Raw genomic sequence first — 12,442 nt, forward strand, 5'->3', positions numbered from 1 at the left:
AGGCCGCTCATCGCGCGGGGATGACGCACCGTCTCCCTTCCGCGGCCGCGGGTGCCGAACTCCTTCGTAATCCTTTTCCCGGGCGGTCGTCATTTGTTGTATTTGCCTTCCAACCTTCCGCGGGCAATTCCTGAGGAGATCGCTCCATGAATCAATTGTTGTCCCGTCGCCGGCGGACGGGGTCGGCCGTCGTGCTGGCGGCCGCCGTGGCGCTGGCCGGCGGGCTCGTCGCCGCGGCCGAGTCGGCTTCCGCCGACGTCACCACGACCAAGCCCCCGGTGGCCGTCGCCGCCAGCAGGACCGGGCTGGGTTACTGGGTCGTGGCGGGTGACGGCGGGGTGTTCAGCTTCGGCGACGCGCAGTTCTACGGATCCATGGGCGGGCATGCCCTCAACGCGCCGATGACCTCGATCGCGGCCACCCCGACCGGCAAGGGGTACTGGCTCGTCGCCGCCGACGGTGGGGTGTTCGCGTTCGGTGACGCCGTGCCGAAGGGCTCGATGGGTGGCAAACCGCTGAACGCTCCCGTCCGCGGCATCGCCGCGACGCCGACCGGCCAGGGCTATTGGCTGGTGGGCGCGGACGGCGGCATTTTCGCTTTCGGGGACGCTCAGTTCTTCGGGTCGATGGGTGGCAAGCCGCTGAACGCGGCGGTGGTGGGCATCGCGGCCACGCCGACGGGCAAGGGCTATTGGCTGGTCGGCGCCGACGGCGGCATCTTCGCCTACGGGGATGCCCGGTTCTACGGGTCGATGGGCGGCCAGCACCTGCAGAAGCCCGTGGTCGGCATGGGCGGGATCCGCAACGATGGCTACCTCATGGTCGCCGGGGACGGCGGTGTGTTCGCCTTCGGGGCCGCCGCCTACTACGGGCGGGTCGTGTACTCCGGCGACTCCGGCAGCACCCTGCCGGCCGACGCGACGGTGACGCCGGCACTGCTCAAGGAGGCGCTCGGGATCAGCCCGACGGCCGCCGTCACCGACGGCCTGGCCTCGCTCAACGCCGCGATGCGACGCGGCAACATCAACAGCCCGGCACGGGTGGCCGCCTTCCTGTCGACGCTCAAGGCCGAGAGCGCGGTGCAGTACAACCGGCTCGAAATCGGCTGCACGTCGAAGACCTCGTACTACCCGTACTGCGGCCGCGGTTACATCCAGCTCACCCTCAAGGCCAATTACGCCGCGGCCGGCAGCTATTTCCAGCACGATTTCGTCAACAACCGCGAGGACGCCCGTTCGGTCGCCTACAGCGCCGAGATCGCCCGCTGGTACTGGACCGTCACGCACGACCTCAACACGCCGGCGGACCGGCTCAACATGGCCCAGGTGACCCGCGCCGTCAACGGCACCGGGGCCTCGTCCGCCACCCTCAAGGCCCGCTGCGCCGACTTCAAGAGCGTGCTCACCTACTACCAGAACCACGGCGGCTACGCGGCCGATCTGTCCGCGGTGACCTGCTACTGATCGCGGGCGTCGGCCAGGGTGGTGAGCTGTTTGGAGAGGGTGGAGTCGGAGAGGCCGACGCTGTCGCGCAGGGGACAAGCACGTGCCTTCGGTATGGCCGCCAAACACCGACAGGACGGTGTCGCCGGTGGGCACCAGGGTGGCGGGCATGACACCTGAGCAGATGCCCGTCCGGTGGTGCCGGATGTGGAACGAGGACGCGTCGCTCGCCCACCGGCTTGTCGCCGACGGTGGCCGGCAATGGTCCGCGCAGACGCCCGGTCTGGACCAGGTCGTCGGCCCGGCGGAGACCGAGGCGTTCGTCCGGAAGTATCAGCGGGACGTCGGCAACCTCTTCGCCCCACGCACCCTGGTGGTCGACGGAGCCGATCGGGTCGCCTACACGTGGGACGTCACCCACCGGGACGGCACGGTTCGCAGCGGCGCCGACGTCAACGTGCTGCGCGACGGCCTCGTCGTGGCGAACTGGACGAGCGTCTCCCAGGCCGGCCGCTCGCCGCTGCCGGACGGTCCCGGCGCCGGCGAGCTCGACCGGGCGGCCCTGGCGGCGGCGGTGGCCGGCGCCCATCCGTGGCACGGCGACCTGGTCGTCGACGTGGCCCGGCAGACCGTCGCCGGCACCTGGTCGGACGGCACGCGTGGCGGCATCGCCGTCCTCGTGCTGGTCGACGGCCGCATCGACCGCCAGTGGGTGTTGCCGGGCGACCGCCCGCTGCCGACCCGCCGAGAGGGCCCGCGTTGACGGCCCGGATGGGCGGGACATAGGGTCAGTCTCGGGTCGGTGTGAGGAAGCTGGGTCCCCCCGAAAGGTTGTCCAGCACGGTCGCGCCACTGTGAGCCGGCATCGCGCCGGAAGTCAGATACTCACCCGCCGCCCATGCCCCATCCGCACGAGGGACGCACGATCCCCAAGGAGGCTTTCATGAGCTCTATGCCGCACCCCACCACGGCCGCCACCCCGCTGGTCATTCCCGGCTCCCGGGCGGTGCTCTGGCTGGCCGGCGCCGCGCTGTTCGCGATCGCGCTGTACTACTTCATCGGCGTCGACCAGGGCGCGGTCTCGGTGTTCGGCAGCGACACGCACGTCCACGAGTTCGTGCACGACGCTCGCCACTTCCTCGGTTTCCCCTGCCACTGAGCCATGGAGAAGCGGATCATATGGCGGGGCCTGCTGGCCGGCGCCATCGGTGGGCTGCTCGCCTTCGTGTTCGCCCGCATTTTCGCCGAGCCGCAGATCCAGCAGGCGATCGACTACGAGGACGGCCGTGACCACGCGCAGGAGGCGCTGAACTCGGCCGCCGGCATCGCCCCGCACGAGCACGGCGAGGTCTTCTCCCGGGCCGTGCAGGGCAACGTCGGGATCGGCGTGGGCATGATCCTGTTCGGGGTGGCGATGGGGTTGCTGTTCGCCGTGGCGTACGCCATCTGTCTCGGACGCACCGGGCGGTTGCGCCCCCGCTCGCTCGCCCTGCTCGTGGCCGGCGGGGGTTTTCTCGGCATCTACCTGGTGCCGTTCCTCAAGTATCCGGCCAACCCGCCGGCGATCGGCGACGAGGACACCATCCGGCAGCGCAGCTCGTACTACCTGCTGATGGTGGTCGCGTCGATCCTGTTGCTGGTGTTGACGGTGTGGCTGGGCAAGCGGCTGCGGGCGCGCTTCGGCACGTGGAACGCGTCGCTGATCGCCGGGGGCGTCTTCATCCTGGCGACCGGGATCGTGATGCTGGTCCTGCCGCGGGTCGCCGAGACGCCGGAGCCGCTCACCGACCCGACCGGCAAGATCGTATTCCCGGGCTTCCCGGCCGACGTGCTGTTCCACTTCCGGTTCTACTCGATCGGGGCGCAGCTCGTCCTCTGGGCGACGATCGGGCTGGTCTTCGCGCCGATGGCCGAGCGGCTGCTGGCAGGCTCGGCGGCCCGCCCGGCGCCCGCGCTCGTCAACGGCTGAGCACCCGCTGCCACTGCTGGCGCCGGACCTCCTCCGGCGTCAGCACGCAGTCGCCGCACGTGCCGCCGCCGGGGATCCGGTAGTAGAGGCAGCAGTTGTGGCGTACGAGGAACCACCGCTCGCGCCGCTGATCCGGCCGTTCCAGCTGCGCCGTGCCGGCCAGCGGCGCCCGCTCCAGCAGCGCCGCCACCACCTCCGCGGCCCGTCCGGCGTGCTCCGGCTCGGCGTCCGCGATCATCCCGGCCGCGCCGCCCAGCGCCGACGCCACGTTGCCCCAGAGCAGGTGCTCGGGCAGGTGGAACCGGTCGGCGAACACCGCCACCATCGGCACCAGCGCCGGCAGCCCGCCGACCGCCTCGGCGATCTCCGGGCCGGTCAACCCCGAAACTTCCAAGAGACCCATTTCCCCGTACGCGAGGGGAAGTGGCCCGCCGGGAACCTCCCGCCAGCGCAGCTGCCCGATTTCCGGCAACGGCAACGCCGCACCCGTAGCGACCGCCCCGAGCAGCGGCGAGACCAGCCGCGCCGCCCACCCGAGAAAGGTGATCGAGGCGACCTCGCGCTCACCCACCTCGTCCTCGCCGAGCCCGCTCATCGCGATCAGCGTCCGCCGCGCCACCCCGACCCGCTCGGCCACCACCGCCACGTCGAGCAGGTCGGCGAACGGCCGCCAGCGCACCGCGTCGCCGTCCCACGGCTCCCAGGCGAAGTAGGGCCCGAGCTCGGCGGTTCTGCTCAGCACCGGGCCCGCGTCACGCACGCGTCCCACAGTACGGTGCGGTTTCCCGGCGTACGTCTAGGCTTTGGGGGTGGGTTTGACTTTGACCGCCGCCTGGGAGCTCAGCCGCCAGGAGACCGGCCTCGCGATCGTCTCCACCCTGCGGGCCGACCAGTCCATCCAGTCCTCGCTGGTCAACACCGGGATCGTCGGTGATCGGCTGGCCTTCGTGACGTACGGGGCGGTGAAGCTCGCCAACCTCCGGGCGCGCCCCCAGTTGGCCGTCGCGTTCCGCAGCGGCTGGCGGTACGCGACCGTCGAGGGGCAGGCGTCGCTGATCGGCCCGGACGATCCGGCGCCCGGCGTCGACGCGGAGGGCCTGCGCCTGCTGCTGCGCGAGATCTTCACGGCGGCCGGCGGCACCCACGACAACTGGGACGAGTACGACCGCACGATGCTGGCCCAGCGCCGGACGGCCGTGCTGATCACCCCGACCCGCATCTACGGCAGTTAGGACGCTCGCATGGCCAGGACCTGGTTCATCACCGGCACGTCGCGCGGCTTCGGACGGGAGTGGGCCGAGGCCGCGCTCGACCGCGGCGACCGCGTGGCGGCGACCGCGCGCGACGCCTCTTCCCTCGACGACCTCGCCGCCCGCTACGGCGACCGGGTGCTGACCATGGCGCTGGACGTCACCGACCGGCAAGCTGTGCTGGCGGCGCTGGCCCGGGCGTACGACCACTTCGGCCGCCTCGACGTGGTGGTGAACAACGCCGGCTACGGCCAGTTCGGCATGATCGAGGAGATCACCGAGCAGGAGGCCCGCGCGCAGTTCGAGACGAACGTCTTCGGGGCGCTGTGGGTCACCCAGGGCGCGCTGCCCTACCTGCGGGAGAGCGGCGGCGGCAACCTCATCCAGGTGTCCTCGATCGGCGGGGTCTCCGCGTTTCCGAACATCGGCATCTACAACGGGTCCAAGTGGGCGCTCGAGGGCATCAGCCAGGCGCTGGCGCAGGAGGTCGCGCTGTTCGGGATCAAGGTGACGCTGGTCGAGCCGGGCGCGTACAGCACGGACTGGGGCGGCTCCTCGGCCAAGCACGCGACGCCCTCGCCCACCTACGAGAAGGTCCGCGAGGTGGCCGCCGAGGGCCGGCGCAAGCGGGTCTCCAGCCCCGGCGACCCGGCCGCCACCCGCGCGGCGATCCTGAAGATCGTGGACGCGGAGAACCCGCCGCTACGGGTCTTCTTCGGCGAGGTGCCGCTGGGCATCGCGACCGCCGACTACGAGTCCCGCCTCGCCGAGTGGCGCGAGTGGCAGCCGGTCTCGATCGAGGCCCAGGGCGGCGCGTAGGTGGCGCTCCGCGTGCTGCTCCTGCACGGGCTGGGCGGCCTGGTGGCGCGGTCGACGGCGGTGGTGACGCCGGCGCGCGGCGCGCGTGACCCGATGAACACCGACTCCCGGTTGGCGGGGTGGGGTGTCCCGGTGGTGACGCTGGCCGCGCTCGGTCACAACGCCCACGTGGAGAGCCCGGATCGCTGCCTGACCCTGCTGCCGTCAGGCGGTTGAGGAACCGCAGCCGGTGCAGAACATCGCGCTCGCGTTCACCTGGGTGCCGCACTGGCCGCAGAAGCGTTTCGCCTCCGGGGCGGCCGCGAGCGGGGTGCCGCAGTGCTGGCAGTACTTGCCGCCGCCGGTCTCGTTCGAGCAGGACGGGCAGCGGCCCACCGCCGTCGAGTCGTAGTTCGTGCCCTGCGTCCAGTCGACCGTACGGATCTTGGTGTTGAGCTGCTCGACCTGGGCCCTCGCCTGGATGCCGGCGATCTCCTGGTCGAGCTTGGGGGCGCAGTTCACGCAGACGCCGCGCTCGTCGTTCCAGCAGACCTGGTGACAGACCCACTCGCCGCAGCGGTGGCACTGGTTGAAGTTGGGCCGGATCTCCTCGACCGCGTTCTGCAGCGCCTTGTCCCAGGCCGGGCCGCGGGTGCCGTCCCGCAGCCAGTTGGCGTCCCAGCCCAGCTCGGAGGCGCGCCGGCCGAGCTCGCCGCCGAGCAGGTCGCCGCCCATCCGCAGCAGCTTGCCGCCGAAGTTCATCGCCGAGCGCTTGAACGACGACGTGTACCCGTTGCCGCAGCGCTCGCAGTAGAACTCGAACTGGTAGCCCTCTTGCGTCGACCGGTCCTGGTAGTTGTCCGTGAAGCCGACCATGCCCATGTTTCTTGCCCCCAAGCGCCTCTTGCCCGGTGCAGACGGTACCTAAGTGACGCGACTTTATCGACGGCGCGGTAGGGGCCGGAGTAAGACTGTCAACACAGTTAAATACTTCGATGAGGAGCGACTCCCCATGCGCGGATTCCTCGCCGCCCTCCTGCTTGTCGTCCCGGCACCGGCGGCCCCGGCGGCCGCCTCCCTGCCCTGTGATAGCTACGCCGCCGCCGGGACGCCCTGCGTCGCCGCGCACAGCACCGTGCGCGCCCTGCTCGCGTCCTACGGCGGGGCGCTCTACCAGCTCACCCGCGCCTCCGACGGCGCCACCCACGATGTCGGGCTGCTGGCGACCGGCGGCTACGTCAACGCCGGCGACCACGACGCCTTCTGCAACGGCACGACCTGCCGGATCACCAGGATCTACGACCAGACCGGCCGGCACAACGACCTGTCGATCGCGCCCGACGGCGGGGCCGGCAGCGGCGACCGCGGCGCCGACGCGAGCGAGATCGCGGTGACCGCGGGCGGCCACAAGGCGTACGGAATCTGGGTTTCGCCGGGAATTGGCTATCGCTTCACCGGGGTTGCCTCGGGTGTCGCGGTCAACGGTCAGGCCGAGGGCGTGTACATGGTCGCCAGCGGCACCCACGTCAACTCGGACTGCTGCTTCGACTACGGCAACGCCGAATCGACGCCCTACGACACCGGCAACGGCCACATGGACGCGGTCAGCATCGCCACGACCTGCTACTTCCAGCCGTGCACCGGCTCCGGACCGTGGGTCGAGGCGGATATGGAGAACGGCATGTTCCAGGGCGCGAACGGCTCCAATACGGCCAACGCCGGCAACAAGTCGGCCTTCGTCACGGCGGTGCTGAAGAACGACGGGCAAACGACGTACGCAATAAAGGGTGGAAACTCGCAATCCGGCGGACTCAGCACGTGGTGGAGCGGCTCGCTGCCGACGGACAAGCCCGGGTACCGCCCGATGCACCAGGAGGGCGGCATCATCCTGGGCATCGGCGGCGACAACAGCAACCGCAACCGGGGCACCTGGTTCGAGGGCGCGATGACCGCCGGCTACCCCACCGACACGGCCGAGAACGCGGTGCAGGCCAACGTCGTCGCGGTCGGCTACTCGGGGCAGACCAGCGTGCCGAACGGGCCGGCCGGCACGGTCACCGGGCCCGGCGGCAAGTGCGTGGACGTGGCCGCCGACGACACCGGCGGCAACCTGGCCGCCGTGCAGCTGTGGGACTGCCAGTCGTACGCCTCGGACCAGCACTGGACGCACTACGCCGACAATTCCCTGCGTACGCTCGGCCGCTGCCTGGACATCAACGGCAACGGCACGGCCAACGGCACCCAGGTCGAACTGTGGGACTGCAACGGGGTCGGCGGCCAGAGGTGGCTCCAGCAGGCCGACGGCTCGCTGCGCAACCCGCAATCCGGCCGGTGCCTCGACTCTCCCAGCGGCAACACCGCCAACGGCACCCGGCTGCAGATCTACGACTGCAACGGCAGCGGAGCGCAGAAGTTCGCGGTCGACGGCGGCGGCCCGGCGGCCGGGCCGGGCGGCAAGTGCGTCGACGTGGCGGCCGACGACACCGGCGGCAACGGCAGCGCGGTGCAGTTGTGGGACTGCCAGTCGTACGCGATCGACCAGCACTGGGTGCACCTGGGCAACGGCGCGCTCCGCACGCTCGGCCGCTGCCTGGACATCAACGGCAACGGCACCGCGAACGGCACCCCGGTCGAGCTCTGGGACTGCAACGGCGTCGGCGGCCAGAACTGGCAGCAGCAGGCCGACGGCTCGCTGCGCAACCCGCAATCCGGCCGGTGCCTCGACTCCCCCGGCGGCAACACGGCCAACGGCACTCGGTTGCAGATCTACGACTGCAACGGTAGCGGAGCGCAGAAGTTCGCCCTGAGCTGACCGAACCCCTTCAGTAGCCACGCCGGCGGCCGATTGCTTCCGGCGTAGAAGAGGCCCGTGCCTTCCGGTGCGGGCCTCCGGCACATCCTGGGGAGGATTCGCGTGCGGAAGTACCGGGCCATCGTGGCCGCCGTGCTGGCCACCACTCCGATCGTCGGGGTCTCGGCGCAACCGGCCGATGCCGTCGTGCCCGCCGCGGCCAAGACCTGGTCGTCGCTGATGTACACGGCGTTCAACGGCAGCCCGGAGATCGTCAAGCTCCGCGCCATGCTGCCCGACCTGCGGCGCACCGTGATCACCAGTAAGGTCGCGATCGGCGAGGCGATCATCTCGCAGAGCGCGGCCCAGGCCTCGGTCACGATGGCAACTTCCGCAAACCTCAAAGCCAGGCGTGCGTACGCCACGGCCAGCGCCGCCCGGAAGGCGGCCAAGACCTCGATCGAGCGCCGCCGGCAGCTGGCCGCCGAGCGACAGCGCAGCGCGGATCTGAACCGGTCGGTGGTCACGCTGCGCACCGCGCAGACCCGCCTGCGCACCGCCACGGCGAAGCTGGCCGCGGCCAACGACGCCTGGCACGCGGCGAATGTGGCGGTGCGCAACGCCGAGCAGAAGATCGCGGCCTTCGGCGGTTACGACCCGGACGCCGCCGCACGGGCCGCCCAGCTCGCCCGCCAGGTGGTCACCGACACCCGGGCGACCTTCACGATCGACGACACCACCCAGGTCTACGGGATCACCGTCAACAAGACCATCGCATACGCCTTCCAGCACATGATCGACGATGCGGCGAAGGCCGGCGTGCCGATGTCCGGCGGCGGTTTCCGCACCAAGGAACAGCAGATCAAGCTGCGCGTCACCAACGGCTGCCCGGACATCTGGACCGCGCCGGCCTCCTCCTGCCGGGTGCCGACCGCGATCCCGGGACACTCGCTGCACGAGATCGGGCTGGCCGTCGACCTGACGTACGGCGGCCGGGCCATCCCCAACCACGACAGCGTCGCCTACCAGTGGCTGGCCGCGAACGCGAGCAGGTACGGCTTCGAGAACCTGCCGTCGGAGCCGTGGCACTGGTCGATCACCGGCAACTGACCTTCACGCCCCCGGACAGCAGCGAGTCGTGCAGCTCGAGGGTGGTCAGCGTGACCGCCTTCGGGACGTCGAAGACGATCTTGCCAGCCACCCGCTCGCCGGGGGCGACCCGGTCCAGGAACGTCTTGGTGTCGCGGTTGACGTAGAGGTCGGCGATCTCGTCGACGCCGTACTCGGCACCGGCCGCGTCGAAGCCCTTCTGCGCGTAGCTGAGGAAGAACTGCGCCCCGCCGGCGATGTTGCGGGCGGACAGGCTGACGACGCAGAACTTGCCCTTCGCGGTGCGCTTGAACTGCTCCGCGCCCAGCGTGGTCTGCGTGCAGTCGACCTGGGAGACGACGAACTCGAACTTGCCGTCCCGCACGGCGGCCCCGACCCCCGGGGTCGCCGGCGCGGCCGGCGTGGTCTTGGCGGACTCGGCGGGCGGGGCGGTGGCGGCCTTGGTGGTGTAGCGCTGCGCCGCGGCGCCGACGACGAGCAGCACGACGATCGCGCCGACCCCGAGCAGGACGGCGTACAGCGGCTTCAACGGGGGGCGGCGTTGCGGATGAGGGTCGTACGACATCGGGCCACTCCATGGGCCGGCCGGACTCGCTCCCTCAACTGTCGGTCAGCGAGCCGGGCGGGGCCACCGCTTTCGGCCGATCAGTGTCATCCTTCGCCTGATCGGACAGGAGGGCGCATTCTGGCGGCATGGCTTCGTGCAGCTGAGGGCTGGGTGCACCAGCGCTGCGGGTCGCGACGCCGACACCGACTTCTCGCGAGCCGGAACCCGCAGCTGATCGCGGCGGGCGGTCGCCATGGGCGGCGGCCGCGCGCCGCCGTTTGTTGACTACCCACCAGGCGACGGCACCTAGGAAGAACGCGCCCAGCGCGTAGTCGAACCAGTGGCTGTACCGCTCCACGTCTCGCCAGCGTTCGCCGAGCAGATACCCGAGCCCGACGAAGAGGGTGTTCCACAGGCCGCTGCCGAGCGCGGTGAAAACCACGAATCGGCCGAGAGGCATGCGATTGGCGCCGGCGGGGACAGAGACGAGCGAGCGTACGACCGGAGCGCACCGCCCGAAGAGCACGGCACGGCGCGCGTGTCGCTCGAACCATTGGTCGGCCTTGTCGAGATCGGCCGGGTCGACCAGCGGGATCCGGTCGAGCCACCGGCGCAGCCGCTCCTCGCCCAACCGCAGGCCCAGGCCGTAGAGCACGAGTGCGCCGGCCACCGAGCCCGCGGTCGCCGCGGTCAGTACCAGCACCAGGCTCACCCGGCCCGTCGAGGCCAGGTAGCCGGCCAGGGACAGCACGACCTCGCTGGGGATCGGCGGCACCACGTTCTCCAGCGCGACAAGCAGGCCGACACCGAACTCGCCGAGCGCCTCGATGACCGACGCCACCCATCCGGCCAGGCCCTGCAGGTCACTCATCGTCGTGGGAAACCCGGGCCGCGGCCGGTCTGATCCGTTCGAGACGAGCGGAAGGGACGCGTTCCGCGTTCGGCGTGGCGCGTTCCTCCCGGCCGTCCTGGACTCGGTCACCGGACGGCGGGCGCCGCCGCCGCACCCTGCTGAGCATGCGACGCGCCCAGTCGTGATCCGCGGCGAGCAGCGTCAGCCCGGCCGCGATGACAAGCAGTCCGGGGCCGGGCAGCACCAGCAGGGCGGCACCGACGGCCAGCAGGACCACGCCGCCGCCGGTCCGGGCGATGCGGGCGACGGCGGGTCGCTTCGACGGCATCGGTCAGCGACCCTGGGTGCGGCCTCGGGCGGCGAGCCGCTCCCGTAGTTGGGCGAGGCGGCGCTGGTTCTCCGGGCGGGCGGCATAGGCCTGCGCCTGCTGCAGCAGCCGCTGACCGCGCGGACTTCGGGCGAACTTGGCGATCTTGTCAGTTGGCTTGGTCATGCCTCCATGGTGCCCACGGGGCCGGCCGGGCACGCGGAGACAGCCGGATACGATCGGTACGTCAGGATTGCCGGGACTCGGCAATGTCCGCTCGAACCGCGGGGCGAACACCGACGGCCAGCGCCACCACCAGCACCAGGGCGTTGAGCCGTATCAGCCGGCACCGGCACCGGTGGGCCTGGTACGCCTGCTGGACACCCACTGTCGCCAACCTCGGCTGTGCCCTGACCTTTGGCGCCCACGACCCGGCCGTCAGATACCGGGCCCTCATCGCACTGATCGCTCTGCCCGCCCTGCTCCTGATCCACCTCCCCGCGTTCTTCACCCGGCAGCCGCAACCGCATCAACCGAGATCCCGGCGCGCTAGTACCCCGCGGCGGCGCCCGCCGCCGGCGGCCAAGACCTCCGCGGTCAGAACATCGTGTTGTCGTTGGCCGAGGTGGCCGGGATCGGCTGGACTATGTCCCAGTGCTCGACGACGCGGCCGTCGCGGACGCGGAAGATGTCGATGACGGCGGCTCCCGGGCCGTCCGCCGCGAATTTCAGGTCGTGGTGGACGGCCACCTGGTCGCCCTCGGCGATGACTCGCTTGAGGCCCATGCTGAAGTGCGGGTTCTCGAACGCCGCCGCGAAGGCCGCCTTGGCCGCCGCCAGGCCGTTGGGCTGCGTCGGGTTGTGCTCGTAGTACGGCTCGGCGGCGTACCGGTCCCAGGCGGTCGGGTCCCGGCCTTCGGCCAATTCGGTGAACAGCGCCGTGACGACCTTCTTGCTCTCCGCGGTGGACGACTCGGGGCCGCCCGGAGCACTCAGCGTGGCGAACACGTCGTTGCCGCCGGCGGTGGTTTCCGGCATCTCCTGCAGCACGTCCCAGTGCTCGACGACCTTGCCGTCCCGGACCCGGAACAGGTCGGCCACGCCCTGCACGGTGCCCGGCGCAAGCTCGGCCTTGCTGTGGAGCAGGACCAGGTCGTCCTCGGCGATGGCGTGCACGATCGTGTGGCGCAGCCCGGGGAAACGCTGCCGGAAGCCGGTCACGAAGCCGCGCAGGGCGTCGGCGCCGTTCGGGGCGTGCGGGTTGTGCTGGATGTACTCGTCGCCGAGGTACTCGTCGATCACGGCGAGATTGCCGCGGCCGAACAGCTCCTCGTAGAAGTGGAGCACCATTTCCTTGTTCCGAGCGCTCATGACC

16 protein-coding genes are annotated in these 12,442 nt (G+C 70.9%); 9 read left to right on the forward strand and 7 right to left on the reverse strand.

Going from position 1 to position 12,442, the window contains the following annotated elements; all coding sequences use genetic code 11:
- Nucleotides 1-146 precede the first annotated feature (146 nt).
- From IH26_RS55715 to IH26_RS0109620, 4 genes are all read left to right on the forward strand, one after another.
- Nucleotides 147-1,463 carry a hypothetical protein gene (locus IH26_RS55715; protein WP_157437136.1) on the forward strand — a complete coding sequence of 439 codons (1,317 nt, stop codon included), beginning with the start codon at nt 147-149 and terminating at the stop codon, nt 1,461-1,463.
- A 148-nt stretch (nt 1,464-1,611) separates the two neighbouring features.
- A complete protein-coding gene (locus IH26_RS0109610) occupies nt 1,612-2,205 on the forward strand; it encodes a hypothetical protein (RefSeq protein WP_051807862.1) in 594 nt (197 codons plus the stop codon).
- Between the two features lie 180 nt (nt 2,206-2,385).
- Nucleotides 2,386-2,601 (forward strand): CbtB domain-containing protein, encoded by a 216-nt coding sequence (locus tag IH26_RS0109615; RefSeq protein ID WP_034214462.1) that lies wholly within the window; start codon nt 2,386-2,388, stop codon nt 2,599-2,601.
- A gap of 3 nt (nt 2,602-2,604) precedes the next feature.
- Nucleotides 2,605-3,411: a CbtA family protein gene (locus IH26_RS0109620; protein WP_030435790.1), complete on the forward strand. Its 807-nt coding sequence runs from the start codon at nt 2,605-2,607 to the stop codon at nt 3,409-3,411.
- On the opposite strand, the gene IH26_RS0109625 is transcribed toward IH26_RS0109620, so the two are convergent.
- Nucleotides 3,401-4,171, reverse strand: coding sequence for a (2Fe-2S)-binding protein (locus tag IH26_RS0109625; protein ID WP_051807863.1), 771 nt, complete (start codon nt 4,169-4,171; stop codon nt 3,401-3,403). The genes IH26_RS0109620 and IH26_RS0109625 overlap by 11 nt on opposite strands.
- 49 nt (nt 4,172-4,220) lie before the next feature.
- On the opposite strand from IH26_RS0109625, the gene IH26_RS0109630 reads away from it, so the two are divergent.
- From IH26_RS0109630 to IH26_RS0109640, 3 genes are read left to right on the forward strand one after another with little or no spacing between them, the layout of a single operon-like run.
- Entirely contained in the window at nt 4,221-4,643 is a 423-nt protein-coding gene (locus IH26_RS0109630; protein WP_211268618.1) for a TIGR03618 family F420-dependent PPOX class oxidoreductase, read from the forward strand.
- Nucleotides 4,644-4,652: 9 nt separating this feature from the next.
- Nucleotides 4,653-5,480 (forward strand): SDR family oxidoreductase, encoded by an 828-nt coding sequence (locus IH26_RS0109635; protein WP_030435793.1) that lies wholly within the window; start codon nt 4,653-4,655, stop codon nt 5,478-5,480.
- Nucleotides 5,481-5,492: 12 nt separating this feature from the next.
- Nucleotides 5,493-5,696: a hypothetical protein gene (locus tag IH26_RS0109640; protein WP_157437137.1), complete on the forward strand. Its 204-nt coding sequence runs from the start codon at nt 5,493-5,495 to the stop codon at nt 5,694-5,696.
- Here IH26_RS0109640 and IH26_RS0109645 read toward each other — a convergent pair.
- Nucleotides 5,685-6,335: a double zinc ribbon domain-containing protein gene (locus tag IH26_RS0109645; protein ID WP_245665075.1), complete on the reverse strand. Its 651-nt coding sequence runs from the start codon at nt 6,333-6,335 to the stop codon at nt 5,685-5,687. The genes IH26_RS0109640 and IH26_RS0109645 overlap by 12 nt on opposite strands.
- 136 nt (nt 6,336-6,471) lie before the next feature.
- Here IH26_RS0109645 and IH26_RS0109650 point away from each other — a divergent pair, with 136 nt between their 5' ends.
- Nucleotides 6,472-8,271, forward strand: a complete 1,800-nt coding sequence (locus IH26_RS0109650; RefSeq protein WP_030435796.1) for an arabinofuranosidase catalytic domain-containing protein — start codon at nt 6,472-6,474, stop codon at nt 8,269-8,271.
- 102 nt (nt 8,272-8,373) lie between these two features.
- A complete protein-coding gene (locus tag IH26_RS53370; RefSeq protein ID WP_051807864.1) occupies nt 8,374-9,360 on the forward strand; it encodes a M15 family metallopeptidase in 987 nt (328 codons plus the stop codon).
- On the opposite strand, the gene IH26_RS0109660 is transcribed toward IH26_RS53370, so the two are convergent.
- From IH26_RS0109660 to IH26_RS0109685, 5 genes are all read right to left on the reverse strand, one after another.
- The gene (locus tag IH26_RS0109660; RefSeq protein WP_157437138.1) at nt 9,347-9,925 is read right to left on the reverse strand and encodes a DUF4352 domain-containing protein; all 579 of its coding nucleotides are present in this window, start codon (nt 9,923-9,925) and stop codon (nt 9,347-9,349) included. The two genes, IH26_RS53370 and IH26_RS0109660, sit on opposite strands and share 14 nt — an antisense overlap.
- 34 nt (nt 9,926-9,959) lie before the next feature.
- On the reverse strand, nt 9,960-10,778 hold the full coding sequence (locus IH26_RS0109665) for a DedA family protein (protein ID WP_342668256.1): 819 nt from the start codon (nt 10,776-10,778) through the stop codon (nt 9,960-9,962).
- Entirely contained in the window at nt 10,771-11,088 is a 318-nt protein-coding gene (locus IH26_RS55720) for a PGPGW domain-containing protein (protein WP_051807865.1), read from the reverse strand. The genes IH26_RS0109665 and IH26_RS55720 overlap by 8 nt, the downstream gene beginning before the upstream one ends.
- A gap of 3 nt (nt 11,089-11,091) precedes the next feature.
- Nucleotides 11,092-11,253 carry a hypothetical protein gene (locus IH26_RS61265; RefSeq protein WP_169789741.1) on the reverse strand — a complete coding sequence of 54 codons (162 nt, stop codon included), beginning with the start codon at nt 11,251-11,253 and terminating at the stop codon, nt 11,092-11,094.
- Between the two features lie 411 nt (nt 11,254-11,664).
- Entirely contained in the window at nt 11,665-12,438 is a 774-nt protein-coding gene (locus IH26_RS0109685; RefSeq protein ID WP_030435802.1) for a nuclear transport factor 2 family protein, read from the reverse strand.
- Nucleotides 12,439-12,442: the final 4 nt, after the last annotated feature.

The organism is Actinoplanes subtropicus, from assembly GCF_000721705.1.
GTDB classification, from domain to species: Bacteria; Actinomycetota; Actinomycetes; order Mycobacteriales; family Micromonosporaceae; genus Actinoplanes; species Actinoplanes subtropicus.

Bases quoted from the DNA above. Each gene is read 5' to 3' on its own strand.
- IH26_RS55715 (WP_157437136.1), top strand. From the start codon at position 147: ATGAATCAATTGTTGTCCCGTCGCCGGCGGACGGGGTCGGCCGTCGTG.
- IH26_RS0109610 (WP_051807862.1), top strand. From the start codon at position 1,612: ATGACACCTGAGCAGATGCCCGTCCGGTGGTGCCGGATGTGGAACGAG.
- IH26_RS0109615 (WP_034214462.1), top strand. From the start codon at position 2,386: ATGAGCTCTATGCCGCACCCCACCACGGCCGCCACCCCGCTGGTCATT.
- IH26_RS0109620 (WP_030435790.1), top strand. From the start codon at position 2,605: ATGGAGAAGCGGATCATATGGCGGGGCCTGCTGGCCGGCGCCATCGGT.
- IH26_RS0109635 (WP_030435793.1), top strand. From the start codon at position 4,653: ATGGCCAGGACCTGGTTCATCACCGGCACGTCGCGCGGCTTCGGACGG.
- IH26_RS0109645 (WP_245665075.1), bottom strand. From the start codon at position 6,335: ATGGTCGGCTTCACGGACAACTACCAGGACCGGTCGACGCAAGAGGGC.
- IH26_RS0109650 (WP_030435796.1), top strand. From the start codon at position 6,472: ATGCGCGGATTCCTCGCCGCCCTCCTGCTTGTCGTCCCGGCACCGGCG.
- IH26_RS0109660 (WP_157437138.1), bottom strand. From the start codon at position 9,925: ATGTCGTACGACCCTCATCCGCAACGCCGCCCCCCGTTGAAGCCGCTG.
- IH26_RS0109665 (WP_342668256.1), bottom strand. From the start codon at position 10,778: ATGAGTGACCTGCAGGGCCTGGCCGGATGGGTGGCGTCGGTCATCGAG.
- IH26_RS55720 (WP_051807865.1), bottom strand. From the start codon at position 11,088: ATGCCGTCGAAGCGACCCGCCGTCGCCCGCATCGCCCGGACCGGCGGC.
- IH26_RS61265 (WP_169789741.1), bottom strand. From the start codon at position 11,253: ATGACCAAGCCAACTGACAAGATCGCCAAGTTCGCCCGAAGTCCGCGC.
- IH26_RS0109685 (WP_030435802.1), bottom strand. From the start codon at position 12,438: ATGAGCGCTCGGAACAAGGAAATGGTGCTCCACTTCTACGAGGAGCTG.